The 26,496-nt window shown below is 60.4% G+C and carries 26 protein-coding genes and 2 riboswitches; of the genes, 14 read left to right on the forward strand and 12 right to left on the reverse strand.

Features of this window, described 5'->3' with window-relative positions; translation table 11 throughout:
- The 5 genes from JJ917_17480 to JJ917_17500 all read left to right on the forward strand — a co-directional run bounded on the left by JJ917_17480 (window position 1) and on the right by JJ917_17500 (window position 5,391).
- Window positions 1-951: a pyridoxal-phosphate dependent enzyme gene (locus JJ917_17480; protein ID MBO6700622.1), complete on the forward strand. Its 951-nt coding sequence runs from the start codon at window positions 1-3 to the stop codon at window positions 949-951.
- A 28-nt stretch (window positions 952-979) separates the two neighbouring features.
- Entirely contained in the window at window positions 980-2,143 is a 1,164-nt protein-coding gene (locus tag JJ917_17485) for a DSD1 family PLP-dependent enzyme (protein MBO6700623.1), read from the forward strand.
- An 86-nt stretch (window positions 2,144-2,229) separates the two neighbouring features.
- Window positions 2,230-3,195 carry an ornithine cyclodeaminase family protein gene (locus JJ917_17490; protein MBO6700624.1) on the forward strand — a complete coding sequence of 322 codons (966 nt, stop codon included), beginning with the start codon at window positions 2,230-2,232 and terminating at the stop codon, window positions 3,193-3,195.
- Between the two features lie 46 nt (window positions 3,196-3,241).
- Complete coding sequence (locus JJ917_17495) at window positions 3,242-4,228, forward strand: aldehyde dehydrogenase (GenBank protein MBO6700625.1); 987 nt, start codon at window positions 3,242-3,244, stop codon at window positions 4,226-4,228.
- 89 nt (window positions 4,229-4,317) lie between these two features.
- Window positions 4,318-5,391, forward strand: a complete 1,074-nt coding sequence (locus JJ917_17500) for a MerR family transcriptional regulator (protein ID MBO6700626.1) — start codon at window positions 4,318-4,320, stop codon at window positions 5,389-5,391.
- Between the two features lie 29 nt (window positions 5,392-5,420).
- Here JJ917_17500 and JJ917_17505 read toward each other — a convergent pair whose 3' ends face one another.
- The 3 genes from JJ917_17505 to JJ917_17515 all read right to left on the reverse strand — a co-directional run bounded on the left by JJ917_17505 (window position 5,421) and on the right by JJ917_17515 (window position 8,878).
- Window positions 5,421-5,960, reverse strand: coding sequence for a DUF992 domain-containing protein (locus JJ917_17505; GenBank protein ID MBO6700627.1), 540 nt, complete (start codon window positions 5,958-5,960; stop codon window positions 5,421-5,423).
- 85 nt (window positions 5,961-6,045) lie between these two features.
- Window positions 6,046-7,587 (reverse strand): ankyrin repeat domain-containing protein, encoded by a 1,542-nt coding sequence (locus tag JJ917_17510; GenBank protein ID MBO6700628.1) that lies wholly within the window; start codon window positions 7,585-7,587, stop codon window positions 6,046-6,048.
- A 286-nt stretch (window positions 7,588-7,873) separates the two neighbouring features.
- On the reverse strand, window positions 7,874-8,878 hold the full coding sequence (locus JJ917_17515; protein ID MBO6700629.1) for a KpsF/GutQ family sugar-phosphate isomerase: 1,005 nt from the start codon (window positions 8,876-8,878) through the stop codon (window positions 7,874-7,876).
- A 230-nt stretch (window positions 8,879-9,108) separates the two neighbouring features.
- On the opposite strand from JJ917_17515, the gene JJ917_17520 reads away from it, so the two are divergent.
- Window positions 9,109-9,453, forward strand: a complete 345-nt coding sequence (locus JJ917_17520; protein ID MBO6700630.1) for a hypothetical protein — start codon at window positions 9,109-9,111, stop codon at window positions 9,451-9,453.
- A gap of 6 nt (window positions 9,454-9,459) precedes the next feature.
- On the opposite strand, the gene JJ917_17525 is transcribed toward JJ917_17520, so the two are convergent.
- A complete protein-coding gene (locus JJ917_17525; protein MBO6700631.1) occupies window positions 9,460-10,974 on the reverse strand; it encodes a hypothetical protein in 1,515 nt (504 codons plus the stop codon).
- A gap of 260 nt (window positions 10,975-11,234) precedes the next feature.
- Between JJ917_17525 and msrA the strand changes: the two genes are divergently transcribed.
- Entirely contained in the window at window positions 11,235-11,900 is a 666-nt protein-coding gene (msrA, locus tag JJ917_17530; GenBank protein ID MBO6700632.1) for a peptide-methionine (S)-S-oxide reductase MsrA, read from the forward strand.
- A gap of 6 nt (window positions 11,901-11,906) precedes the next feature.
- On the opposite strand, the gene mepA is transcribed toward msrA, so the two are convergent.
- Complete coding sequence (mepA, locus tag JJ917_17535; GenBank protein MBO6700633.1) at window positions 11,907-12,908, reverse strand: penicillin-insensitive murein endopeptidase; 1,002 nt, start codon at window positions 12,906-12,908, stop codon at window positions 11,907-11,909.
- Between the two features lie 83 nt (window positions 12,909-12,991).
- Between mepA and JJ917_17540 the strand changes: the two genes are divergently transcribed.
- A complete protein-coding gene (locus tag JJ917_17540; protein ID MBO6700634.1) occupies window positions 12,992-13,654 on the forward strand; it encodes a DUF2799 domain-containing protein in 663 nt (220 codons plus the stop codon).
- Window positions 13,655-13,779: 125 nt separating this feature from the next.
- Window positions 13,780-14,439 carry a DUF2799 domain-containing protein gene (locus JJ917_17545; protein MBO6700635.1) on the forward strand — a complete coding sequence of 220 codons (660 nt, stop codon included), beginning with the start codon at window positions 13,780-13,782 and terminating at the stop codon, window positions 14,437-14,439.
- A 30-nt stretch (window positions 14,440-14,469) separates the two neighbouring features.
- Here the strand turns inward: JJ917_17545 and JJ917_17550 are convergent, their stop codons facing one another.
- Together JJ917_17550 and JJ917_17555 are read right to left on the reverse strand one after the other, a co-directional pair.
- A complete protein-coding gene (locus JJ917_17550; protein ID MBO6700636.1) occupies window positions 14,470-15,498 on the reverse strand; it encodes an agmatine deiminase family protein in 1,029 nt (342 codons plus the stop codon).
- Window positions 15,499-15,571: 73 nt separating this feature from the next.
- Entirely contained in the window at window positions 15,572-16,465 is an 894-nt protein-coding gene (locus JJ917_17555; protein MBO6700637.1) for a LysR family transcriptional regulator, read from the reverse strand.
- Between the two features lie 178 nt (window positions 16,466-16,643).
- Between JJ917_17555 and JJ917_17560 the strand changes: the two genes are divergently transcribed.
- On the forward strand, window positions 16,644-16,931 hold the full coding sequence (locus tag JJ917_17560) for a DUF1127 domain-containing protein (protein ID MBO6700638.1): 288 nt from the start codon (window positions 16,644-16,646) through the stop codon (window positions 16,929-16,931).
- Between the two features lie 113 nt (window positions 16,932-17,044).
- On the opposite strand, the gene JJ917_17565 is transcribed toward JJ917_17560, so the two are convergent.
- Both JJ917_17565 and JJ917_17570 read right to left on the reverse strand, forming a co-directional pair.
- Window positions 17,045-18,349: a D-amino acid dehydrogenase gene (locus JJ917_17565; protein ID MBO6700639.1), complete on the reverse strand. Its 1,305-nt coding sequence runs from the start codon at window positions 18,347-18,349 to the stop codon at window positions 17,045-17,047.
- Between the two features lie 63 nt (window positions 18,350-18,412).
- A riboswitch (glycine riboswitch) is annotated at window positions 18,413-18,555 on the reverse strand.
- Window positions 18,556-18,755: 200 nt separating this feature from the next.
- Entirely contained in the window at window positions 18,756-19,520 is a 765-nt protein-coding gene (locus JJ917_17570) for an SDR family oxidoreductase (protein ID MBO6700640.1), read from the reverse strand.
- Window positions 19,521-19,582: 62 nt separating this feature from the next.
- Between JJ917_17570 and JJ917_17575 the strand changes: the two genes are divergently transcribed.
- The 3 genes from JJ917_17575 to JJ917_17585 are packed head-to-tail and all read left to right on the forward strand — an operon-like array spanning window position 19,583 to window position 21,992.
- The gene (locus tag JJ917_17575) at window positions 19,583-19,972 is read left to right on the forward strand and encodes a DUF2384 domain-containing protein (GenBank protein MBO6700641.1); all 390 of its coding nucleotides are present in this window, start codon (window positions 19,583-19,585) and stop codon (window positions 19,970-19,972) included.
- Window positions 19,969-20,664 carry an RES family NAD+ phosphorylase gene (locus tag JJ917_17580; protein MBO6700642.1) on the forward strand — a complete coding sequence of 232 codons (696 nt, stop codon included), beginning with the start codon at window positions 19,969-19,971 and terminating at the stop codon, window positions 20,662-20,664. The genes JJ917_17575 and JJ917_17580 overlap by 4 nt, the downstream gene beginning before the upstream one ends.
- The gene (locus tag JJ917_17585; GenBank protein ID MBO6700643.1) at window positions 20,661-21,992 is read left to right on the forward strand and encodes an FAD-dependent oxidoreductase; all 1,332 of its coding nucleotides are present in this window, start codon (window positions 20,661-20,663) and stop codon (window positions 21,990-21,992) included. The genes JJ917_17580 and JJ917_17585 overlap by 4 nt, the downstream gene beginning before the upstream one ends.
- A gap of 3 nt (window positions 21,993-21,995) precedes the next feature.
- Here the strand turns inward: JJ917_17585 and JJ917_17590 are convergent, their stop codons facing one another.
- Both JJ917_17590 and lepA read right to left on the reverse strand, forming a co-directional pair.
- Window positions 21,996-22,358, reverse strand: a complete 363-nt coding sequence (locus tag JJ917_17590) for a hypothetical protein (protein MBO6700644.1) — start codon at window positions 22,356-22,358, stop codon at window positions 21,996-21,998.
- Between the two features lie 4 nt (window positions 22,359-22,362).
- Window positions 22,363-24,228 (reverse strand): elongation factor 4, encoded by a 1,866-nt coding sequence (gene lepA, locus JJ917_17595; GenBank protein MBO6700645.1) that lies wholly within the window; start codon window positions 24,226-24,228, stop codon window positions 22,363-22,365.
- Between the two features lie 86 nt (window positions 24,229-24,314).
- A riboswitch (cobalamin riboswitch) is annotated at window positions 24,315-24,541 on the forward strand.
- A gap of 35 nt (window positions 24,542-24,576) precedes the next feature.
- Here lepA and JJ917_17600 point away from each other — a divergent pair.
- Window positions 24,577-25,260 (forward strand): energy-coupling factor ABC transporter permease, encoded by a 684-nt coding sequence (locus tag JJ917_17600; GenBank protein ID MBO6700646.1) that lies wholly within the window; start codon window positions 24,577-24,579, stop codon window positions 25,258-25,260.
- Window positions 25,261-25,428: 168 nt separating this feature from the next.
- Here JJ917_17600 and JJ917_17605 read toward each other — a convergent pair whose 3' ends face one another.
- Window positions 25,429-26,478 (reverse strand): isopenicillin N synthase family oxygenase, encoded by a 1,050-nt coding sequence (locus JJ917_17605; protein ID MBO6700647.1) that lies wholly within the window; start codon window positions 26,476-26,478, stop codon window positions 25,429-25,431.
- Window positions 26,479-26,496: the final 18 nt, after the last annotated feature.

Consider the following 26,496-nt stretch of genomic DNA (forward strand, 5'->3'; position numbering starts at 1 on the left):
ATGTACATACCCACTTATGATGATGTCCTGGCCGCGCATGAGCGCATTGAACCGCACATTCATCGCACGCCGATTTTGACGTCGTCTTACTTCAACGATCTCGTTGGCGCGCAGCTGTTCTTCAAATGCGAGAACTTCCAGAAGGCCGGCGCTTTCAAGGTGCGCGGCGCATCGAATGCCGTGTTTGGCCTTTCTGAGGAAGACGCCAAACAGGGCGTGGCCACGCATTCGTCCGGCAACCACGCGCTGTCGCTGAGCTACGCTGCCGGGCGTCGCGGCATTCCCTGCAATGTTGTGATGCCGCGTACCGCGCCGCAGGCGAAGAAGGATGCGGTGCGAGGCTATGGCGGTATCATCACCGAATGCGAGCCATCGACGTCGAGCCGCGAGGAAGTGTTCGCCCAGGTGCAAGCCAAAACCGGTGGCGATTTCGTGCACCCCTACAATGACCCGCGCGTGATCGCCGGTCAGGGCACCTGCTCGCGTGAACTGATGGAACAGACCGACGGTGTCGATATGGTGATCGCGCCAATCGGCGGTGGCGGCATGATTTCCGGCACTTGCTTGACGCTGTCGAATATCGCGCCGGAGACCGAAATCATTGCGGCCGAACCGGAGCAGGCGGACGATGCCTATCGCAGTTTCAAAGCCGGCCATATCATCGCTGATGATGCGCCGGTGACCATCGCCGACGGCCTCAAAGTGCCGCTGAAAGAGTTGACCTGGCACTTTGTGTCCAACCACGTCACCGACATCCTGACCGCCTCAGAGCAAGAGATCATCGATGCGATGAAACTGACCTGGCAGCGCATGAAGATCGTGATGGAAGCCAGCTGCTCGGTGCCGCTTGCCACCATCTTGAAGAACAAGGACCGGTTCGCGGGCAAGCGGGTCGGCGTCATCATCACCGGCGGCAATGTCGATCTCGACACGCTGCCATGGATCAAATGATCGAAGATCGGAAAAGGGAGATAATGCGATGAACGCACCTGTGAACATCAACGCACTGGAAGTGGGATACGACGTTCCGGCCGTGCCTGGCATGGACGAAGCGACCATTCAAACGCCATGCCTGATCTTGGATCTTGATGCGCTTGAGCGGAACATCAAGAAGATGGGCGACTATGCCAAGTCCAAAGGCATGCGCCACCGCGTGCACGGCAAGATGCACAAATCGGTTGATGTGGCGAAGCTTCAAATGGAGATGGGCGGCGCCTGCGGCGTGTGCTGCCAGAAAGTCTCCGAGGCTGAAGTGTTCGCCCGTGGCGGCATCAAGGATGTGCTGGTTTCCAATCAGGTCCGCGACCCGGCCAAGATCGACCGTCTGGCACGCATCCCGAAGCTTGGCGCACGCGCCATTTGCTGCGTCGATGATGTGGCCAATGTCGCTGATCTTTCAGCTGCCGCGCAAAAGCACGGGACGCAGATTGAGTGCCTCGTTGAGATCGATTGCGGTGCCGGTCGTTGCGGTGTGACGACAACGCCGGCAGTGGTGGAGATCGCCAAAGCCATCGACGCTGCACCGGGTCTGAAGTTCTCCGGCCTGCAAGCCTATCAGGGGGCTATGCAGCACATGGATTCCTACGAAGATCGCAAAGCCAAAATCGATGTGGCGGTCGCGATGGTGAAAGACGCTGTCGACACGTTGAAGGCCGAAGGTCTTGAGTGCGACATCGTTGGCGGTGGTGGCACCGGCTCCTACTATTTTGAGAGCACGTCCGGTGTTTACAACGAACTGCAGTGCGGGTCTTACGCCTTCATGGACGCTGACTATGGCCGCATCCTTGATAAGGACGGCAACCGCATCGACCAGGGCGAATGGGAAAATGCGCTGTTCATCCTGACCAGCGTGATGAGCCACGCCAAGGCCGATAAAGCGATCGTCGATGCGGGCCTCAAAGCCCAGTCGGTTGACAGTGGACTGCCCTTCATCTTCGGCCGCGATGATGTGGAATACGTCAAATGCTCCGATGAGCACGGCGTTGTCGCCGATCCGAAGGGCGCCTTGAAAGTCAATGACAAGCTGCGCTTGGTGCCCGGTCACTGCGACCCGACCTGCAACGTCCATGACTGGTATGTCGGTGTGCGCGGCGGCAAGGTGGAAACCCTCTGGCCGGTGTCGGCGCGCGGCAAAGCTTACTAAGGCCTGCCCAGACAGGTTTTATGTTTCCCACGCCCGCGCGGCACGAAACGTCGCGCGGGCGCATTTGTCTTCAAAGGATTTTTGACATGTGGATTGTTCCAGAACGCGAGATCGCCGACCTGATGACCCGCGAGGCGGCTTTTGAGGCCGTGGAGAAAGTGTTTGCCGCGATGGCATCGGGTGATGCTTACAATTTCCCGGTGGTGCGTGAGGCGATCGGCCATGTCGATGCGCTCTATGGCTTCAAGGGCGGCTTCGACCGCGCTGGCCTGACGCTCGGCCTCAAAGCCGGTGGCTATTGGCCGAACAATCTTGAGACCCAAGGCATCATCAATCACCAATCCACCGTGTTCCTGTTCGACCCCGATACAGGCCGCGCGAAAGCGATGGTCGGCGGCAATTTGTTGACAGCCCTTCGGACCGCAGCGGCGTCGTCGGTGTCCATCAAACACTTGGCGCGCGATGACGCGAAAGTCATTGGCATGGTCGGTGCCGGTCACCAGGCAACGTTCCAGCTACGCGCAGCCCTTGAGCAACGCAGATTTGAGAAAGTGATCGGTTGGAACTTCCACCCGGAAATGTTGCCCAACATCGAAAAAGTTGCGCAGGAAGCAAACCTGCCATTCGAGGCGGTGGAACTGGACGGGATGCAAGGCGCCGATGTGATCATTTCGATCACATCCTCGCATGATGCGATCCTGATGGCCGATCAGGTCAGCCCGGGCACGCACATCGCCTGCATGGGCACCGACACCAAGGGCAAGCAGGAAGTGGACCCTGCGCTGCTGCAGCGCGCAGCAGTGTTTACCGACGAAGTGGCGCAGTCGATCAGCATCGGCGAGGCGCAGCATGCCGTCGGGCAAGGCCTGATCCAGGAAAGCGACGTCAACCAGATTGGCGCGGTCATCAATGGAACCCATGGCGGTCGGACGAGTGCGGATCAGATCACGCTGTTTGATGGCACCGGCGTCGGCCTGCAAGATCTTGCCGTGGCGGCCAGCGTGGTTGACCTGGCGATCGAAAAAGGCATCGCTATCGAGGTCGATTTCTAACCCCGGCCCTTTTTTCCGGGCCTCTTTTGCAAAGTCATTCGAAATCATGCGCGTTCTGATCAATGGGTTCGGCCGGATCGGTCGCACTCTCCTGCGCCAAATCCTCACCGATAGCCGCAACAGCGATATCGAGGTGGTTGGCATCAATGATATCGCCTCGCTTGAAACCTGCGCCTATCTGTTTTGCTATGACTCGGTTTTCGGTCCTTTTCCCGGAACGGTGGAGGAGGCACCTGATGCGCTGGTCGTCGATGGTCGTGCGATCCCCTTCACCATGCTTGCCGACCTCTCGCTTGCTGACCTTTCTGGCGTTGATCTGGTGCTGGAAAGCACCGGCAAAGCCAAGTCACGGGAGGTCGCCGAGCGCGGCCTGAAAGCGGGCGCCGCGGGCGTGCTGATATCCGGGCCGTCGGATGCTGCCGACATCACGGCAGTGTTCGGCGCCAATGCGGATTCCATCGGCGACGCGAAAATCGTTTCCAACGCCTCATGCACCACCAATGCCATCGCGCCTCTGCTTCGGCCTCTGCATGAGGCGCTCGGCATTGCACGCGCTCACATCACCACCGTGCATTGCTATACTGGCAGTCAGCCTACTGTGGATGCACCGGCAGCAAGCCTTGAGCGCAGCCGGGCGGCAGCGGTTTCCATGGTGCCAACGAGCACAAGCGCAGCCACACAGGTCGCCCGCGTTCTGCCCGCGATGGCCGACAAGCTGACGGTGTCAGCGGTGCGGGTGCCCTGCATCAGCGTCTCGGCCATCGATGCAGTCATACAGCTTGAGCGCGCTCCCGATCGCCCACTGGACCATCTGCTTCGTGAGACGTTTGCGGGATCGACGCTTGTTGGCCTTACAGACGATCCGTGCGTTTCAACGGATATGCGCGCCAGACCGGAATCGCTCGTTCTGGCGATGCCGGAAACACGTCAGGTTGGCGACCGCCAAGTGCGGCTTTTCGGCTGGTATGACAATGAATGGGGGTTTTCGGCGCGCATGATCGACATGGCACGGCGGATGGCGGCGCGGGCCTAGACAAAAATTTCGGACCGACGATTTTTTCTTCGATTGGCCCTTGCGCCGGCCCCAAGGTCATACCCTATTGGCATGCGTCGGAGAGAAATATGACCGACGAAACACTGCTGTCCGCCGCTGACTGCGCCCGCCGCCTTGGCCTCACGACAAAGGCCTTGCGGGTCTATGAAGCCCGTGGCCTGATTGAACCAAGACGCACCGAAAAGAACTGGCGCCTCTACGGCAGCCGCGAGATTGCACGCCTCAACGAGATCTTGATGTTGCAACAACTCGGGCTGACCTTGGCGCGCATCGGACAGGTTCTGTCAGGCCAACAGACCGATCTGGCCGACTTCCTCACCTTGCAGGAAGAGACTTTGCGCAGCCGACAGGCGCGTATCGATCGCAGTCTTGCATTGGTCCGCTCGCTCCAAAGCAACCATGCAGACGGTGAGGTTCTCTCACTGGATGACATGATCAAACTTGCCAAGGAGACTTTGATGACCCCCGAAAAAGACGACGCCATTGCCTGGAAGCGTTACGAACAATCGCGGCCGCGAAAAGCCGTTTCCATCTATGCAAAGATCCTGCCCGACTATGAAGGCAGCTACGCAATGGAAGAAGGCTCGATGGTGGCGATCCGCGTGCGCGAGAACGAGCTTTATCTTCAGCTGCTTGGACAGCCGGAAGTGCTTTTTAAGCCCGAAGCCAAGGATGCGTTTTTCACCACGGTTGTTGCCGCGCAGGTCACTTTTCAACGTGACGAGACCGGCAAGGTTTGCGCCCTAACACTGCATCAGCATGGCCATGAACTGGTCGCCGAGCGCGTCGGCGAGGAGGCCTTCGTATCCAGGCAAAAGACGTTGGAGCAACGCATCGCAGAAAAAATTCCGCTGCAGGGCAGCGAGGCTGTGATGCGCGAGATGATTGACCAGCATGTCAGCGGTTCGATCGACTATGACCGCATGACCGCACCTTTGGCTGACCTAGCGCGCACGCAAGCGGACATGATCGAAGCGGAAATGGAGCGGTTGGGTCAGCCGGGACCGATCACCTTCAAAGGTGTCGATAGCAATGGCTATGACATTTACGAAGTGCAGTTTGCCAATGGACGCACCGAGTGGGGGCTATCGATGACACCCGACGGTCTGATCAATGGCCTCTACACCCGCAACGCCGTGTAGAGGCCCAAAATCAATTGCGCGCTGCTGATTTAGTCAGCGATGGCGCGCAGTTCCAACTCGCTGACACCGAGCGCGAAGTTGAGACCGACCTGCGTTGAGACGCTCAGCGGCTGCAATGCAAAGGTTTCGTTCGAGCCGCCGAGCAAGGCGTTCGCTCCAAGGCCAACGCCGGCCGTCGCCTCGCCACCGATGCCGACATAGTTGCCCGCCAAAGCGCCAGGCGCCCACATATCCGTCGTCGGGGCAAGCACCGCCCAGGCGATGGTGCCCTGACTGGTCGATCCGATGTCAACGCCAAAGCGCGAGATTACCCCAAAATAGGGCTCCGGTGGACGCATGTCGTCGGCGGGGTCGAAGGTGCAGCGCAAATCCTTCGTGGAGCCGAAAATGAACCCGGTTCCGCCATCCACCGCGCATTCCAAAACGCCAAGCTCGACACGCTCAACGGCTTGACCGTTGGCTGGCACGACCAAAGCAGCCGCAAATGCAAGGGCAGCGGTGGTGGCGGTCAAGAGGCGGGTGCCACTGAACCGTTCGGATTGCTCGGTTGAGGACGTCGAAGAGAACATGGGCATAGTGATCACCTTTCAGACTACCGTTATAGCATGAACGCCGGCGGCAGGATTTGGTTCCGCAGCCGGTCGTTTGACAACCCTACGCAGCGCCGCCCTCAACCACCTGTCCAGGGTGAGCTTCAGCCCAATCGGCAAGGAAGGTAGCCACTTCCGGGTCTCCGGCAAGCGTAAGCGCCCGGCGCGGCAATGCGACGCCGAGACGAAGCGCAAGTTCCAAGCAGCCCAGATAGTCGCGCTCGGCCCGTTGCGGGCAGTTTTCCGATCCATGAATGATCGTCGAAAGCAGCGTGCCGCCATAGCCGTTAACATGCGACAGGTCGGGGCTGAGGGACAGGATATAGGCCATCATCTCCGGCAGCCCTTCCCAACCGGCCACCTGGACCGGCGTCAGACCTTCGCTGTCCGGGCGATCATACTCCACGCCCAGCGCAACCAATCGCTTCAGATGATCGAGCTTGCCAGGAAGGTGGAGGATCACCCGGACAATATCGCGATAGGTGTCCGGCAGTTTGGCCGTGTCCACGAACACACCAGTGGTGTCCTCCCCGTCAGCGGCCTTGGCAAGCAAGGCTTCTTCCGGCGTTAGATCGGGAACCGCGCCACGCACTTCAATCGCTTGCGCAAGATCGCGGTTGCCGAACACGCGGGCGTACCCGTAGGCGGTGCAGCCCTGGTAGGTTCGCGCGGGATCGGCACCGGCTTCAAGCAATAGCTCGATCATTTGCGGCGGTGACATGCGCCGCGCCGCCTGATGCAGCGCCGGCACAACCCAAGGCTTTTCACCACCCACCTCGCCATCATTGAACTCATCGGCGAGCGCACCGGCGTCCAGCAGCATGCGCACGGCTTCCACATCGTGGAAATCCATGGCGCGCAGCATCGCGTTGGTGCCGCGCGGATCGGCGCCATGCTCAAGCAGCATTTTCAGCCCCTCATGGTGGCCAAGCTCGGTGGCGTGATAAAGCGACTCATTGTCGTTGGGGTCGGCACCATGCGCCAATAGCCAGCGCCCCAGCGGCATGTTGTCGGCATGCCCGATGGCGAAATAGAGCGGCGAAAGCGTGTGGTCCGACCCCTCGCCAACCGGCAAGCCGCGATTGACGTCAGCGCCATGGGCAAGAAGCAAATCGGCAATCGCCAACATGTCGGCCTGACGCTCCGGATAGGCATGGACCATGCGCGAGCGGGCAAGATGCACAAAGGCGGGCGCAGGACCCAGATCACGGTTCAGGCAGGTCGGGTCGACTTGAAGCGCCACTTCAACCGCCTCCCGCCGGTAAAGGGCAATTTCCAAACCAAGGACGCCATCGGCCAGATCGGGCGTGTCCGCGAGCAACCGCTCCACCGTTTGCACCTGACCGTGATAGAGCGCGATCTTCATTCTTTGCAGTTTGGCGGCCTTGTCCATGCCGTGCAATTCCACGGCGAGCTTCAGCGCAGGCCAACTGGCAAAGTCGTTCTCCTGCGCGATGACGTGCAGATAGTCGGCATGTTTGAGAGGGGCGCCATCCGGGCGTGGGGGATGGACGCGCAGACGCTGGCGGGCATGGGCCTCGCCTGCTTCAAAATCGCGTTTCAACGCGCGCGCATCACGGCGCAATTGGTCCAGAGACTTGGTCATCGGATTCCTCATCATAGCGCCCGCCGATCCGCTTGGTTCGGGCATGAGAAATACCGGGAAAGGTATCAGAACTGATCAAGAGGGGCGCCGATGACGGCTTTCCGCGGACCTGGATGCTGCCCCTAGCAGCGGCGCCTCTTTAGGCCCGAAGCTGACGGGGCGCAAGTAGAAACCCGCGAAAAAGCCTGAAGGTCTTTCGGCGAACACGGTTCAAATCGAAGGTTCCATGTTTTGGCTGTGACGCGTTTTCGGACGCAAACCGGTGCCTACTTTCGCTGAAAACGCTTTAGACGATGCCAGCGCGCAGGCAGTCATGCATGTGCAGAACGCCTTGCAAAATGCCGTCTTCATCGACGACCGCCAGCACGGTGATCTCGCGTTCGTTCATCACACCGATCGCGGCGCTGGCGAGCGCAGAGGGCTGAATAGTGCGCGGCGATTTGGTCGCGATATCAAGCGCGATATGGTCCATCAACCCGACCAAGTTACGCCGTAAATCGCCATCGGTGATGATGCCTTTCAGGTGGTCGCTCTCATCAACGACCAGCGCGATCCCAAGCCCCTTGGCCGTCATTTCGACGAGCACATCACCCATCGGTGCATCGGGTGTAACGCGCGGCAGTCCCGGCCCGTCATGCATGAGCGCGGCGACCGGCGTCAGGTGGGCGCCGAGTTTGCCGCCCGGATGGTAATCGCCAAAGCTTGAGGCATCGAAGTCGCGCTCATTCATCGCCGCAACAGCCAGCGCATCACCGAGGGCCAAGGTGCAGGTGGTCGATGTGGTCGGCGCCATGCCGATCGTGCAGGCTTCCGGCACCTCGGGCAATTGCAGGATGAGGTCGGCCTGCTTGCCGAGCGAGCTCTCGCGCACCTTGGTGATGGCGATCATCGGGATCGCAAAGCGGCGGGTATAGGCGACGATGTCAGCAAGCTCGCGGCTTTCGCCGGAATTGGAAATCAGGATGCAAAGATCGTCCGGCGTGATCATGCCGAGATCGCCGTGGCTGGCCTCGGCAGGGTGAACAAAGTGCGCCGGCGTTCCCGTGGAGGCAAGCGTGGCGGCGATCTTGGTGCCAATGTGCCCCGACTTGCCCATGCCTGACACGATGACACGGCCTTTGACGCGCAATATCCATTCCACTGCGGTCACGAACTCGCCGTTCAACGCCGACTCCAGCGCATCCAAACCGGCGCGCTCGGTCGCAAGCACAGCCCGGGCAGCATCGAGAATGCTGTCCTCATGACTTGCATCAGTTGGAACGGCGGTGGGCATGGCGGAAGGGTTGGGCATCGAGAAAAGGACCATATCTCAGAAAGGCGGTTTTCTGCGCTTGTCTAACCGAAGGCGCGCGTAAGCTCAAACACCGTTTGGAGAGCGTCTAACAGCCGGTTCGCGCGACCTCACCGGGCATCACAGTTACGTGCAATGGCGCGCGAGCGTCTTGTTGGCCGCTGAAAAGCTCCATACATCTGCCCCGCACCCCAAACTGCAGGGGCGTTGTTCAATCAAGGAGACCCGCCATGGCGGTCATTCGCTTTCCCATTCGCCTGCTCGGCCTGGCGCTTATCGCGGTCGCGCTGGTGCTATTGGCAGATGACCTTGTCGCCGTCGACTGGGCGAGTTTTACCGGGTTTGCGCCTGAACCGTTGGGTGCATTGTTCTACGCCACGGTGCCTGACCTCTTGAACGGGACGCAGGCGTTCATCCAGCGTTACGTCTGGCCCTATCTCTGGGACCCGATCATCCAAACAGCGCTCACCTGGTGGGATTGGGCAGCCATAGGCGGCTTCGGGTTGGTCCTTGCCATCCTTGCACGCCGCCCCAAGGTGAAGGTGGACGCGGCAGCGGTTGAAACCGCCGGCTAATCACGCCTACTGAAAAATGCCCATCATGGCGCTCATGTCATTGCCGTTGAGCAAGACTTGACCGCTTTGGGTGAGTTCCAAATCGAACTCCTTGACCGCTTGCCCGTCGCCATCGGTCGCATCGCGGCCCATTGCGGAAAGCACCGAAACGAAGGCCGCGCCTTCAGCTGCCTCTCCGCCCATTTGCTGGGCGAAAGCGATCATCTCTGGCAGGCCTGCAATCTGCAGGTTGAGATCAGCCGTGGCCTGTAGCGCTGCCTGCGGGTCGGGCTGAACCGTACCCTCGGCAGCGACATAGCCGATCGGCGCCTCGACCAGGAAATCACGCAGCAACACCTCCACGTCCGAGCTCATGAGGATGCCCAAGAACTCCATGGGGTCGATGTTTTGCAAATTGGCCACCGGATTGCCGACGCCAGCGCGGCGGCCTTTGGGGCCGAACAGTTCGGCATCACTGGGAGCCTCACCCAGATAGCCATAGATGCGATCGCTGAACGCCTCGATCGGCGCATCGACGGCAACCAAATCAAGCTGCGCGCGCGACGGGATGAGCTGCGCGAACTGCGGTGGGACATCGCTGGTGCCGATGTCGCTCGCCTCCATGGCGATCTCAAGCCGCGCGGCCGGCTCATCCAAGTCGGTGGCGGCCAGGGTGACGCCCAGTTCGCCCAAAGACCCGCTGACGTCTTCGATGGTGAAGGACAGCCCGTCGAGTCCCATTTCATAATCGGCATCACCGATCCATTTTGCGCCGGCATTGGCACGCAGCACATCGACGAACCCGATCAGAAATTCCTCGCTTTCAGGATCGAGGCCCTGAACGCGTTCTTGGAGTGCGGCGAATAGGTCCAGGCGTTGGCGCGCCGAGGAACCGCCCATTTCCAGCGAGTCCACCGCGATGAGCACCTCCTCCGACGGGATGTTGATCTGAAAACCAGCCAGTTGGGCGAAGGTCTCTGAGTCAAAGCTATGCTCACCAGCACCTGAGGGCTCGGTATCGACGGCCAGCTCGATATCATCGACCGTGATGGTGCCTTCCTCATCCTGGACCGTGATCCTGAAATCGGTGAGGCCCATGTCAGCCTGCATCGCCATGCTGTATTCCGGCGCAATGACAATCACATTGTCGTCGCTGGTGAAGGCGATGTCCGCGCGGTCGGAACTGTTGCGCGGGTTAGTCGCAACGATGGGCCCCGGGAAACGCCACTCGGCACGTTGCCAGCCATCATCCTGCGGTGTCACCTCCACGGCAAAGGCCGGGATGACAATGTCGGCGTCGCCATTGGCATCGATGGTGACCTGCGGGATCGTCAGATCGTAGGCATCGCCATTCGGCACAGCTTGGATATCGCTACCAAATTCGTAGCGAACATCCGGCGCGTTTTGGAACAAATAATCAAGGATCGCTGGAACGCGCGCTTCCAGCGCATCGGCGCCAGCCTGGTCAACGGACTGAGCGTTGGCGCCGGAGGCCAACAGCAGGCCAGTGGTGGAAAGAAGGGCGAAGGTGAGCGCGCGCATGGCAGATCCTATGGCAAGTCTTGTGGCAAATCCCGAAGGAGCGGATGTGAGCGTTGGAGCAATCAAACCGCCAAGTGCGGCGGCTGGCCAGCCTTTTTCGCATTTCACGTCACTTTGATGGCAGCCTTGGTTATCGCAGCGTTCATCACGCGGGTGTGACCGGGGTCACAGCTTGACGCAAGGCGGCTCAAGGCCCACCTCTTGCACCGAAACCAAGCCTTGGACCAACCTGTCCGGGGCATTTTGAGAAGGGCCCAACCATGCTCAACCTTTTTGCATCGCTAACGAAGAAGACCGAGATGCCATCGCCAGGTGAAGCCTTGGAAGGGCGCGAGGCGCCGATCCCAACGGCTGAGACCCATTTCATCAACGGCAATCCGCTGTCTGGCCCCTACCCTGACGGTCACAAGGTTTTGGATGTCGGCCTCGGCTGTTTCTGGGGCGCTGAAAAAGCCTTCTGGTCGCTGCCAGGCGTTTATGTGACGGCTGTCGGCTATGCGGCCGGGTCCACGCCGAACCCGACCTATGAAGAGGTCTGCTCGGGCCGAACCGGCCATAATGAGGTGGTGCGCATCGTCTATGATCCGCAGGTCACAAGCCTGGAGACGCTCCTGAAGACCTTTTGGGAAGCGCACGATCCGACGCAGGGCATGCGCCAAGGCAATGATGTCGGCACGCAATATCGCTCGGGCATCTATCTCCCAGACGATGCCGATATCGCAACCGCGAAAGCATCCAAGGCGATGTATCAGGAGGCTTTGACCCAGGCTGGACGTGGCCAGATTACCACCGAAATCCGTGAGGCCGGACCGTTCTATTTTGCCGAGGACTACCACCAGCAATATTTGGCCAAGAACCCGAATGGCTATTGTGGCCTCGGCGGCACGGGCGTTTCCTGCCCGATCGGGGCCGGTGTTTCGGCCTAAAGCGCTCTAGTTCGCAACAAGTACCTGGCTACACGCGGCCGGCAAATCGGAAAGCATCGTTTCCGGGCGCGGCCGGGCCGGCGTGTCGCTTGGCTGCCAAGGCTCAGGCCCAAGCCACCAGGCCAGCTCTTCACCACACCCGTCGCCAGCAGGCGGCGGGTTTTGGTTTTGGCACCCCACCATGCCATCCGGACAGGCGAGCCGAATATGAAAATGATAGTGATGGCCGTACCAGGGGCGCACCCGTCGCAGCCATGACCGGTCGGCGGTTGGGCTCTCCCAGGTGCAAAGCTGCTCTTTGATCGCCGGATGGACAAAGATGCGGGCGACGCGGTCATCGCTGGCCGCGCGGCGTATGATGCGCGCATGGTTCTCGCTCCACCGCTCGTTGCTGATGGTGCGCGTGCCATCCTGCAGCATGGAAATGGCCGAGATCTCTTCCCTCTCCTGCCGTGACAGGGTCCGGTCCGGCATTGGTGTGAGCCAGATGTCGGCATCCAAACCGATCTGATGGGACCGGTGACCGGTCAGCATGGGGCCGCCGCGCGGCTGGCTCATATCGCCGACCAAAAGCCCGTTCCAACCCTCGTCACGGCCAGCAACGGCAAGCTCCTGCAAATATTCCACCAAAGCAGGATGGCCCCAATTGCGGTTGCGCGACAGGCGCATCGCCTGCCAGGCTGGACCATCGACCGCAAGCGGAACCGCGCCGGCCAGACAACCGCGCGCGTAGCCACCGATGGAACGCGCGGCCAACGGCGCTGGTGTCGGTTCACGACCAAACAGTTGGCGGGCGGGAGTGGTGTCGGTGACGGGCACCGGAAGAACCGCTTCAGGCGCCCGGTCCGGACGCGCTGTCGGGTTGGGAACAGTTTGCGCAAACGCAAGGCCGGTGCTTAGCACGGCTGCCAAAGTGGCCACCAAAGAGGCTCTGAATGCGCGCCGTGAAGGTCGGATCGACACGGAATCACTTCCCTTTTCTTGGCCCCGCGCCGAAGCATGGACCATATTTGCGGGATCCGTCGAGAGGGCAGCAGGCTGAACCGCTGCTTGCACGACGGAAGAAGCCGAACGCGCGAAAGGCCGATGCCATGATCAATGCCCTTTGCGATCGGAAATGGCTGCTGGCTCTGGCTTGTCTGGGTCTTTTGTTTGCGCTCGTCGGCTGCGCCACGCTGAGCCGTGAAGAATGTCTGCGCGGGGACTGGTACCAGATCGGGTTGCAGGACGGGCAGCAGGGGCACCTGCTCTCAAGGTTGGACGATCACCGCCGCGCCTGCCGCGATACGCCGGCCATCATTGATGAAGATGCCTATCAAGCCGGCCGCAACATCGGCCTTCAATCCTACTGCACGCCGGTCTCCGGCTATCGGGTGGCGGCCAACGGTGATGCTTATGGCAATGTATGCCCTGTCGCCAGCGAGGTCAGCTTCTTGCAAGGCTATGTGTTGGGCGAGCAGGTGCATCGTGCGGAGCAGGATATCGACGAGGCTGAACGGCGTGTGCGAGATCTTCAATCCCGCTTGGACGAGAAGCAGAAAGAAATCGAAGAGGCACAGGCGCGCGCGAACGCCGCTGAAGGGCGTGACGCCATCCGCCATGCCGAGCAAGTGTTATGGATCTTGCGCAATGAGGCCGATGATCTGCGCGCGGACCTTTACGATGTGCGGCTCGATGTGAGCCGCGCCCGAAGCGCCTTCCGCGATGTACAAGAGCGCACCAGCTGGCAATTGCAATCCTTGGTCGGCGAGTGATGAAACTTGCCGGGTCACCATACGTCAACAATCCGTAAGGGCCGGTGTTGGTTCGTTCATGTTCGGTACAGGTTTGGGTCGCTATCCGATCGGTGCCAACAACAACTCCCATTGGACGAACTAATATGCGTAACCCTATTCTCCTCCTTCTCTCCAGTTTCGCTGGGCTTCTGTTTCTCGCCGGATGCGCCACTCTAACTGAAGAGCAGTGCGTCGCCGGCGATTGGCACCAGCTCGGCGTGGGTGATGGCCAATACGGACATCACGCTTCGCGGCTCGATGACCATCGCTATGCCTGCCGCAACACATCCGCTGTAGTCGATGAAGCGGCATATTTCGCCGGTCGTGATGTTGGGTTGCGGACCTATTGCACGGCGCAGAATGGATTTAGCCTTGGGTCATCGGGACGCGGTGACGCGAGCGTATGTCCCGCTGAGTTGGCGGCCGATTTTCAGCAGGCCAATGCGCTTGGCCGGGATGTCCATGTCGCCGAGCAAGAGGTTGCCGAGGCCGAACAAGAAGTGCGCAATCTGGAAAGCCGATTGAGGAACAAAGAGACCGAACTCACGTCAAATCTCCAAGTCATCGAGGCGGCAACGCGTCGGCGGCCTGAGGCGGATGTCAGCGTCCCGCGCGGAGAAAATCGGATTTTGCGCCGCGATATCCGACTCATTCGTGAAGATTTTCTGCTTGCGCGTCTCGCCGTCGAGAACGCACGCGACCGGCTGGCAGACGTTCGCAATCGAACCAGCCTCCAAATGCAACTGCTCACCAGCGACAGCTAACCACGCTTGCCCCGCAGATGCAGCAGCCCGTCACACGGCGGGCTGTTCGCGCGTTGCGCAGTGGATGCCGCCACCCACTTCACCAAGCGCATCGACATTGAGCATGACGATCTCTCGCCCTGGGTAGGCGCGGGCAAGCGCGTTTTCAGCTTCCATATCGGTGTCGCGGTCGCCGAACTGCGCGGCGATTATCGCGCCGTTGCACACATAATAGTTCACGTAGGAGGCGACGAAATCATCCGAGCGGACGCGCACACGCTGCGGTTCGACAATGACGGTAAGGTTGAGCGGTCGGCCGGCGGCGTCATTGGCCCCTGCAAGCACGTCGAAGGTCTCGTGCGCGGCTTCGTTCCATAGGTCGTCAGGATCGTATTCGGCGGGCAATTGGATGATGACTTCGCCTGGCGCGGTGAAACGCGCGAGGCTGTCAATGTGATAGTCGGTGATGTCTTCACCGGCGATACCCGGCGCCCAGATCAATTCCACCGCGCCATAGGCCTCTTTGAGCAAGGCGGCGACTTCAGCTTTCGATTGGCGATTGCGGTTTGGGTTCACCCAAGAACTTTCATGGGCGATGAGCGTCGCCTCGCCATCGGTTTCAACGCCGCCCGGCTCGCCGATCAATCCGTTATCGAGCAACGGCAGGCCCATGCGGTCTGCGACGCGCGCAGCGATCTGACCGTCTTCCGTGTGTATCTGCTTGCCGCCCCAGCCGTTGAAGTTCAATTGGCGGATCGCCAGGCCGCCCTGCCCATCGACCACAAAAAGCGGGCCGGAATCGCGTGCCCAAAGGTCTTCTGTCGGGATTGGCCAAATCTCCACCTGGTCGGACAACAGACGACGAGTGGCGCGTTCATGCTCGTGGGCCATCAGCACGACAACCGGCTCAAAATCGACGATCGCATTGGCGATGCGCGCAATGGTGTCCTGTAAATGGTCGAGAAAATCGCGCTCCGGATGGACCTGCCGGCTCACCGGCCATTGCATGAACGTGCGCTCGTGGCGCAGCGCTTCATCGGGCACATAGAACCCAGGCGGACGCGTCACGCCAGGCCCCATGGCCTGGGACGGCTTGGCACGGCTAGCAATCAATGTGGCGCCCACTCCAGCGAGCACGGCACGGCGACTGACCCTATTGCGCATAGGACGCGAAACATTCACGCACCTGCGCGGCGGCGGCTTCAACCGGGGGCGAGGCGTCTTCCCGCACCATCAAGCCAAGCGCGCAATCGGGCAAGGAGGGCAGCCCGCAGGCCGCTTTTGCTTCAACGATCCGACCTGTGATGTGCGAGCGAGAGAGAGGCGCAATCGCCAGATCGGCCAGGACGGCAGCGCGCTGCCCGGAAATGTTGGAGCTCTGAAAGGCGATCCGATAATCCCAGCCACTGCGGTCCAGCGCCTCCAGCGAACCTTTGCGCCAAAGGCATCCTTCCTCCCACATCGAGACAGGAAGCGGGCGCTGTTCGACAGCGACACCGCCGGCCAGACACGCCCACACCAACGGTTCTCGATGGACAACTTCAGCGATGCCATCGGTCTTAAATCCAGATTCGCAGGTGACAACAGCCAGATCCAGTTCGCCACGTTCCACGCCGTCAATCAGACGAGAGGTACCGTCGACCGTCACGCTGAGAAGAATACCCGGGAAGGTCTCGGCGAATCGACAGAGCATGCTTGGAAGAAACCGTTCCACCACATCGTCGGGTGCCCCCAGATGGACCTCGCCGACCAAGTTGGGTTCAACAAAGCGCGCCATCATTTCCCGGTTCAGCGCCAGCAGCCGGCGGCCATGCTGAAGCAGCGCTTCGCCATCACGGGTCAAGCTGACCGAGCGGCTGTCACGCACAAAGAGTGTGGCGCCAACGATCTCTTCCATCTTCTTGACCTGCATGGAAACCGCGGACGGCGTTCGCCCCAAGCGATCGGCCGCAGCGGAAAAATTGCCGGTTTCGGCGATCGCGACCAAGGTCCGAAGTAGGTCCAGCTCCAAAAGCGGGCCGGGCTGCACGGTGGTGGAGATGTTCATGAGCGGAGATCCCTGACCAAAATGCTCTTCAATATTTTCTGACAGTTACGTTCAAAACTATTCGTTTGATTGAAACATGATCGAAGCGCATTGTCCATCTTGAGACTTTCGCGAAGCCTCCTCACTGACACCGGGCCGATCCCCTCACCGGCCCAAAGTCTGTTCAATGGAGACAACAATGACCGTTCGACACACCACCAATGCCCCCTTGAGCTTGGGCGCTTTCGTGCACAACGCTCTCAGTGCCGCAGCCCATGCTGTCACATCAGTGTGGTTCGCGGCGGAAGACCTCTATGCACGTGTCCAGTATCGGCGCGGCATCCGTGAGATGCTGGAACTTGATGACCATATGCTCTGCGATATGGGCGTGACGCGCGGCGATGTTCTGCGCGCCTCCAATCTGCCGTTGCACGAAAGCGCCGGCGAAGAGCTTAGACGGATCAGCCGCTCGCACATGCTGCGCTAGCCGCAAGCGCTCATCCTCCCGGAATGACTGGATGTTGGTCCTTCCCTGTACCTGCCTTCAGTCTGGCCTGGGCGCTTCAGCGAGCGTCCAGGCCGTTTGTTTAGGATTGGGGACTAGGCAAGGACTTCCTGCAGCACGTTCTCGGCCACCATTTCGGCCGTGCCGGCCGACATGGTCCAGCCAAGATGGCCGTGGCCGCAATGGTAGTGCACGCCTGGCGCTTTGCCCTTTTTCAGGCGCGGCATCATGTCCGGCATCATTGGGCGCAAGCCGGCCCAAGGCACAACGTGCTCGGTGGGCATGTTCGGGAACAGCGCGTGACACCACTCCACCAGCGGACGAATGCGGTCGGCGCGAATGTCGCGGTTGAAGCCATTGAACTCGGCAGTGCCGGCAACACGGAACCGGTCCTTGCCAAGGCGGGAGGTGACGATCTTTGCGTCGTCATCGACAAAGTTCATCCAAGGCGCAGCCGCCTGGGCCGCCTCATCTTTCAGCTCCACAGTGATCGAATAGCCCTTGACCGGATAGACATTCACGCGGTCGCCAAGCTGCGCGCCGAAGGCCCGAGAGCCAACGCCGGCGGCCACGACAATCTGGTCGAACCGTTCGGTTGAAGTCTCACCATCCTTGGCGTAGCGCACGGCGATGCCGTTGCCGGCTGACACCCGCTCAACATCGACATCCTGTTCAAAGCGCACGCCCATCCGCTTGGCCGCTTCAGCCAGGCCGACGGTGAACTTGTGAATGTCGCCGGTGGTGTCAGACGGCGTGAAAAACGCGCCTTTGAAGTCACCGGATAGGTTAGGCTCTATCTGCTTGGCCTCATCCACCGAGATCTCACGGCGATCCAGCCCAGCCCGATCAAGCAGCGCGTTCACGCCACGCGCATGCTTGGTGGCCTTGTCGGTCTTGTAGATGTGCAGAATGCCACGCTTCTCATGATTGAAGTCGATGCCCTCGGCCGCAGCCCAGTCAAACAGGTTCTTGCGCGCCAGGATGCCGATCTCGGCGGAGCGCACCGTGTTGGCCTCATAGTTGCGCATAGCCGCCATGAACTCGGCGACCCACGAGTATTTGTGCCAGCTCGGCGTCATGTTGAAGAGCAGCGGCGCATCGGCCGCGAACATCCATTTGATGCCCTTGATGATGTTCGAGGGATGATTCCAAACTTCGGCGTTGGAGGCCGAAAGCTGACCACCATTGGCGAAGCTGGTTTCCATGGCCGGATAGCGGTGGCGATCAAACACCGTCACCTGCAGGCCGCGTTTGGCCAGCGCATAGGCTACAGTGACGCCGGTGATTCCAGCGCCGATGACGGCAACGCTGCGCGCGCCGGATTTGGACAGCACGCAGGGGACGTTACCGGCGAGCGTCGTGGCATTTTTTAGCTGGTCTGAGGTGGTGGGTGCGTTCATCAAGCAAGGCCTCCTAAGGTTCAGGACGTGAGTGACCGCCTGGCGCTAGTCCGTTGCGCCGAACGGTCCCCATCTGTCCTCGAACCTGAGAGTTTCGTCGCTTCATCCCCTGTTGTGGGCCCGCATCGTGCGATCCGATGCGATGATGAGCGGCGTTGCTCCTTCGGTGGATCACCCGCAGATGATCACTCTCCAGATTGCCTTGTCGCGATACGGTCCTTTCGCCTGAAAGATTCCGGGGAGGTTGCTTCTTCGGCCCCATCGACATGTGCGTCGATGACGTCTCCCGTACCGCAAGGTAGTGGGTGATCTTGTGCCACGAATCGCGCCCTGCGACAAGATGGCTCAAACGTGCGCCATGCTCAAAGTGTGTGCACAAACGCGTGATGGGCCATGAGTCTGCCGCCTAGATCAAACCCACTGATTTTCTGATGGCGTCATCGCGCAGCGACACATCACCGCCCAAATGCGGATCGGCATCGGCCGTGCAAAGCCAAGCAATCGCTTTGGCCGGCCATTCGGGCGGAATGTGCACATCAAAGTCCAGCTGACTGACGGGATTGATGCCCGAGGCTTTGATCTGCACCTGCATTTCGGTAGCGACCGTGCCCGGCGAAAGGCCAACCGCGCGCACGCCCTTGTCGGCATATTCCTTGTGCAGACAGCGCGTCAGCATCAGCACGGCCGCCTTGGACGAGCAGTAATGGCTCCACCCTTCCAGCGCGTTGGTCGCCGCGCCGGACGAGATATTGACGATGGTGCCACCGCCGGCGCCCTGCATGGCCGGTAGCACGGCCCGCGCGCAATGGTAGACACCCTTGACGTTGATATCGATGACCTTGCCCCAATCGGCTGGATCGAGATCGTCCATGCGGCCGATGGGATCGATGATGCCGGCATTGTTGACCAAGATCGTCACCGGCCCGAAAGCATCGTTTGCAGCGCTCATTGCGGCCTCTACCTGGCCATAGTCGGCAACGTCGCAGGCGACCGCCAAGGCCTTGCCGCCCGCCGCGTTTATCTCGGCAGCGTGCTTTTCGATGTCGCCGGTGGAGCGTGCCGCAAGCACCACATTGGCGCCCAAACGGGCAAGCTCATGGGCGGTGGCAGCGCCGATACCACGGCTGGCGCCGGTGATAAGGGCTGTTTGGTTGCTAAGATCCGGCATGATCTAGTCCTTTTGATCTTGTTTAGATGTCCATATGGACTATATTGGATGCAAGGAGATGCACAGTGGCCCTTGCAGATGTTCACGTTTCGCCAACCGACAGGCAATCGGTTGGGCTGAAGGCCTACAGCCGCCTTGCGGCGCAATGGCGGCTGACTCTGCGCGAAGCCGCGCAGCTTCTTGATGTGTCGGAATCGACGTGGAAGCGGATCAAATCCGGCCAGTTTTCCGGCGACCTGACCCGCGATCAGACGCTGCGGCTCAGCGCCCTTATCGGCCTTTATAAGGCACTGGCGCTCTATTTCGACCCTCCGCTTTCAGAGCGCTGGGTCAAGCTTGAGAACACCGGGCCGTTGTTTGACGGACAGCGCCCGTTGGACCGAATGATTGAGGGCGGGCTGCCGACGATTATCGCAATACGGACCTATGTCGATGCGCTGCGGGGCGGCGCTTGAAGCTCGTCACGATCAACGACCGCGCACTGGTTCGGCTGATCCCTGCGACCTACCACAAGCCACCGGTGTTGCGCGGCCTTGTCGATAGCGATGAGGAGGCGGCCATTCTGGCCGAGCTGGAAGGGCTGACCAATCAGCGGTTGAAGGTGGAACGCGAAGGCTCGCCGGCTCTTGACCGGCGCGAGCTGGCCTTTGCACGGCGCGACGGGGATCTGCGGCTCTACGGCCAGACCCACATCAACGCCGCTTTCACCTACACGCGCGCCGGTGGCAACCGTTTCAACGATGACAGTCGCGGTGCCTGGTATTGCGCCTATGACCTTCAGACATCCGCCGCCGAAGTTGGCTACCACCGGACACGCGAGCTGAGCTTCATCGGCGTCTATGAGGATAAAGCGCGCTATGTGGAACTGCTTGCTGATTTCGTCGGCACGTTCCCGCGTATCACCAAAGCGTCCCACGCCGATGCACTGCACGAGGACCCAACAGCTGGGTATCCAGCCGGGCAAGCGCTGGCGCGCGACCTGCGCGCCGAGGGTTATCGCGGGTTGCTCTATCCCTCGGTGCGAAAACCCGGCGGACGCTGTTTTGTCGCCTTCGATCCGCACATCGTTCAGAACGTTAGGCCCGGCGCCAGTTGGACGTTCACCTGGTCCGGTTCACCGGACTATGCGCTGAAGGCCGTCGCATGAGGTTTCGCTCGCCGACTAGACGGGATGCGCTGAAGCTTGGGCTGGCGGCGACGCTGGTACCCAACGCTGCCCGGTCCGCGTCCGAGCCCGACGTGTTGGTCGTCGGCGCAGGGACAGCCGGGCTGGCCGCTGCGCGTACGCTCGCTGATGCCGGCAGATCGGTCGCGATTTTGGAGGCTTCTGACCGCATTGGCGGGCGCATCCATACCGACCGCTCGCTTGGGCTGCCCGTCGAGCTCGGTGCCGGTTGGATTCACGGACCGCGCGGCAATCCTATCTCAGCTCTCGCGCGCAACGCCGGGTTGGAGACCTTCGTCACTGACGATGACAGTTTGATCGTTCATCGCGCGGATGGCGCCTTGGTTCCCGACGCAAATGTGGTGGCCGGCGAAGCGCGCTTGGCCCGCCTGGCCGCAACCATCGACGATGTCGTGGAGACCGACATGGCGATGTCCGAAGCGATTGCGCGCTTGGGTGCGGGCGAGCTCGACGATCCGCTGATGCGGTGGATGCTCTCCGCCTATCTTGAGTTTCTGACCGGCGGCCCCATCGACGCTATCTCTGCCGCAATGTGGGACGAGGATGAAAGTTTCAGCGGCGCCGATGTTATCCTGCCTGCCGGCTATGATCGCATCCTCACGCAACTGGGGCGCGGGTTAGACATCCGGTTTGGCGAGAGAGTGCTGAGCATTGCCTACGATTCCAACGGCGTCTCCATCACCACATCGAGCGGTTCGTTTCAGGCCAAGCACGTCGTCTGCACCCTGCCCATCGGCGTGTTGAAAGCTGGACGCGTGACGTTTGATCCGCCGCTGCCGACTCCCTACCAGCAATCCATCGAAAGGCTCGGCATGGGCCAAGTGACCAAACTGGCGCTGCGGTTCGAGCGACCCTTCTGGCCGCTGGACGTCCAGTACTTTGGCGTGACCACCGAGCCGATGGGCCGCTGGAACTGTTTTCTGAACGCCATGACCTATTCCGATGTGCCGCTGATGATGGGTGTCAGCCTGGGCTCCTACGCGACGGTTGCCGATGCGATGAGTGACGACGAGGCAAGCGCTGACATGATGCAGGTATTGCGCGGCGTGTTCGGCACCAACATCCCTGAGCCAATGGGCATTCTCAAAACCGCATGGTCCCGCGATCCGTTCGCCCTAGGCGCCTACTCGTTCGCTAAGGTCGGCGCGACACCCGATGATTTCAACCGCTTCGCCGAACCCGTAAGTCCGCTGCATTTCGCAGGTGAACACACCGACTTTGATTATCACGGCAATGTCCATGGCGCTTATCTGAGCGGGTTGCGCGCGGCCGACGCGATCTTGAGCTAACGGCTAGATCGCGAGCTGAGACACGGCCAGATGTCCAGCGCCACCAAGCCCGGCGCCAAGTATCAACGCCCAAGACACAGGGTTGTTGAACTCGTTCTTGGGGTGATTGCGAAACAACCAATGCAGGCCAACATGGATGATGGCAAAGGCTGACAGACCTGTCGCGACGCTGCTCGTCGGATCGCCAGCGCCGAAGTAGAAGAGCACGGCGAACAACGGCACATGCATCCAAACAAAGGTTTGGCGACCGGTCTCTTCAGGCAGGAAAGAGGTCAGTGGCAATATACGCCATTCATGACGCTGCATGGCATCAAGCTCGTGCGTGAGGAAAAAGCCGAGCATGATCACGTAGAACAGCTCGGCCACGGGCTTAGCTGTCCATTTTCAGGGCCTTGATGAAGGCTTCCTGCGGGATATCGACCTTACCGAACTGGCGCATCTTTTTCTTACCCGCCTTCTGCTTTTCCAGAAGCTTACGCTTACGCGTGACGTCGCCACCATAGCATTTGGCCGTCACATCCTTGCGCAGGGCGCGGATGGTCTCGCGGGCGATAATCTTGCCGCCAATCGCTGCCTGGATTGGTATCACGAACATGTGCTGCGGGATCAGATCCTTCAGTTTCTCGCACATCGCCCGACCACGATATTCAGCTTGGCTACGGTGTACGAGGATCGACAGCGCATCCACCGGCTCGGAATTCACCAGGATCTGCATCTTCACCAGGTCACCCGCCTCATAGCCGGTGATCTGATAGTCGAAACTCGCATAGCCTTTGGAGATCGACTTCAGCCGGTCGTAGAAATCAAACACCACCTCATTGAGCGGCAGATTGTAGACCAGCATGGCTCGCGCACCGACATAGGACAGCTCTTTCTGAACGCCGCGGCGCTCCTGACAGAGTTTTAGGATCGCGCCCAGATAGTCATCCGGGGTCAGAATGGTCGCGGTGATCCAGGGCTCGCGGATTTCCTCGATCTTCATCACGTCGGGCATGTCGGCGGGGTTATGCAGCTCCATAACCTCCGGCTCGCCCTCATCATTGGCGCCCTGCCGCATTTGCAGCTCGTAGACCACCGAGGGTGCCGTTGCGATCAGATCGAGATTGAACTCGCGCTCCAGCCGCTCCTGGATGATTTCCAGGTGCAAAAGACCGAGGAACCCACAGCGGAAACCAAAGCCAAGCGCTGCCGAGCTTTCCATCTCAAAGGAGAAGCTTGCATCGTTGAGCCGCAATTTGCCCATCGCCGCGCGCAGATCTTCAAAGTCCGCCGCATCGATGGGGAAGAGGCCGCAGAACACCACCGGCTGCGCCGGTTTAAAGCCCGGAAGCATGTTGGCCGTTGGCTTTTTCTCGTCGGTGATCGTGTCGCCGACGCGGGTATCGGCAACCTCCTTGATCGAGGCGGTCATGAACCCGATCTCGCCCGGGCCCAGTTCATTGAGCGTTGCCAGCTTCGGCGTGATGACCCCAACCCGGTCAACGTCGTAGGTCGCGCCGGTGCCCATCATGCGCACCTTCTGGCCTTTTTTCAACTTGCCGTCGATGACGCGCACGAGCACGACGACGCCGAGATAGGCGTCGTACCAGCTGTCGACCAGCATGGCTTTGAGCGTTGCATTGGGATTGCCTTTGGGCGCTGGCAGGCGGGTGACGATGGCTTCGAGCACATCATCAACGCCAAGGCCGGTTTTGGCCGAAATCATCACCGCATCGGTGGCATCCAGGCCGATGACGTCTTCAATCTGCTGTTGCACCCGTTCCGGCTCGGCGGCGGGCAGATCAACCTTGTTGAGGACCGGCACGATCTCATGATCGTTCTCGATCGCCTGGTAGACATTGGCCAGCGTTTGCGCTTCCACGCCCTGGGAGGCATCGACCACGAGCAGCGAGCCTTCGCACGCGGCCAGCGAGCGGTTCACCTCATAGGCAAAGTCCACATGGCCCGGCGTGTCGATCAGGTTCAGCGTGTAGGTCTCGCCGTCCTTGGCCTTATAAAGAAGCCGGACCGTCTGGGCTTTGATGGTGATGCCGCGCTCGCGCTCGATATCCATCGAATCGAGGATTTGCTCCTTCATTTCGCGCTCGGTCAGACCGCCGGTCATCTGGATCAGACGGTCAGCAAGCGTCGACTTGCCATGGTCGATATGGGCGACGATGGAGAAGTTGCGGATATGGCTGATTTCCACCGTGTCATCGGCGGTATCAGTGTGGGGGGCTAGGGCGGTTTGGTTCATCGCCCGCCTATAGCACCACCCCTGCATCCGGCAAAGGGATGATGGTGCCGCATCATTCTTAGTTTGCCGCCGTCCATGGCGGGGTTTACACTCATTCTTGTTCAGGTGCCTGAACGGCGATGCGAGCGCATGGTCGGTCGGGTGAAAAGGGAATGCGGGACAAGCCGACCCAAACAGGGGGCTTTGGCCGCAGCTGCCCACGCAACTGTAAGCGTGAGCCTCATCCTCAGCGCCACTGGGCCAAACGGTCTGGGAAGGTGGGATGGGACGATGATCGCGAGCCAGGAGACCTGCCTGAGCATCGACTGTGACCCGCGCACGATGGGTGCGCTATCTGGGAGACTTCTCATGCATATCGAACCGGGCGTCGTGGACGGCGCCAAGATCGTTCTTTCCTTCGCTACCGCCGCCGGCGCCACTGGCCTTGCTGCCAAAATGGCGTGGGACACAATTCGCAAGGATGGGCTGATGTCGTTTGGCCTGCGTGCGGCGCTTTCGACCGTCGCCGTTTTCATCTTTTTTGAAATGTTCTTCAAACATCCCGTCGGCGTGTCAGAAGTGCACCTGATCCTCGGGGCGACGCTCTATCTGGTGTTTGGAGCTGGGCCTGCTGCGATTGGCCTGGCGCTTGGCCTGCTGGCGCAGGGGGTGCTGTTCGCGCCAGCCGATTTGCCACAATATGCCATGAACGTGACCACGCTCATCGTGCCGCTCTGGGCCGTGGCCATGCTCGCCAAGCGGATCATTCCCGCCGGTACAGCCTATGTTGATCTGCGCTATCGCGACGTGCTGGCGCTGTCGGCCATGTATCAAGGGGGTGTCGTGGCCTGGGTGGCGTTCTGGGCCTTCTATGGTCAGGGTTTTGGCGCGGAAAACCTTTCAGCCGTCGGCACCTTTGGTGTCGCGTATATGACCGTCATCATCCTGGAACCGCTGGTCGATCTGGCAGTGCTGGCCGGAGCCAAAGCGTTGGGCGATGTCGGCCGTGGCAATCCCTGGCTTTATGACAGGCTGCATCACGCCGCAGCCTAGCCCCAGTCAAACAATCGTCCTCGGGCTTGACCCGAGGGTGAGCTAGGCTGAGCTCCGGATATCCAATTTCCTTGCGCTACGCTCCGGTCCTGCGGCCTGATCGTTTCGGATATCCATTTTCCTTGTCGCGCCCGCTCCGTCGCAAGCGACGACCACTTGGCGCGAGGGTCAATCTTCCTGCCGGTGCGCGTACGTCTCCGTGATGCGCTGCTCGACATAAGCGCCGGCCTGGATTGGCTCATAGCGCGGTGGGTTGCTGGCTGACTGACAGCTATCGAGCACTGCGATCTCAACATCGGGGTTGGTGCCAAGAAACAGCGGGATGGAATAACGCTGTTTACCCGACCGGTTGATCGCCCGGTGGATCGTCGATTTGAAATAATCGTTGGTCCAACGTTCCATCATGTCGCCGACATTGACGATGAACGCGCCTTCCACAGGTGGCGCCTCGATCCATTGCCCGGCTGCGTTGAGCACCTGCAAAGCCGCCTTCTCGTCTGTGCAAAGGATCGTGAAGCACTCATAGTCTGAGTGCGCGCCGATGCCGATCTGCTTTTCGTCGATCTTTCCCTCTTGCGGCGGGTAATGCAGGACGCGCATCACGGCCAAAGGCTTGGTGATCTTCGGGGCGAAATAGTCCTCCGGCAGTTCCAGCGCCAAAGCGAAGGCCTGGAAAATGCGCGCGCCAAACGCCAGTGCCGCACCATGATAGGTGAGCAGCGCATTGCGAAAATCCTCGATGCCCTCCAGGCTGGCATCGGGCCACTGGTTGGGCGCATAACCGAACAGACCTTTTTCCAGATCAGGATCGCCAGGCTCCATTTCCAGCCCAAAATCAAAGGCCTCGTGTACGTCGCCCTTGGCGGTCGGGTCGGTGTTTTCGCCAAGCAGCGGCGTGTAGCCGCGATTGTTGTCGGAGTTCTCCACGCTGATCGCGCGCTTGGTCTCGTCCGGCAGCGCGAAGAACCGATGGGCCGCCTGGAACGTGGCGTCGATCACAGGCTGCGGCACACCATGATTGAGGGCGTAGAAAAACCCAACCTCGGTGCAGGCTTTGCGGACGGCTGCGCCGACTTTTGCGCGCTCGGCAGGGTCGTCGGAGAGCATCGGGCCGAAGTCGATCAACGGGATCGCCTCGAAAGGCGTCGGTTTAGCCTCCAGGCCGGATTCAAAAAATGCCCGTGGGCCATTGCCCGTATCGACCTTTGCGATGCTCATCATTCACTCCTGTGCCCT

This window comes from Hyphomicrobiales bacterium, from assembly GCA_017642935.1.
GTDB lineage: Bacteria > Pseudomonadota > Alphaproteobacteria > Rhizobiales > MH13 > MH13.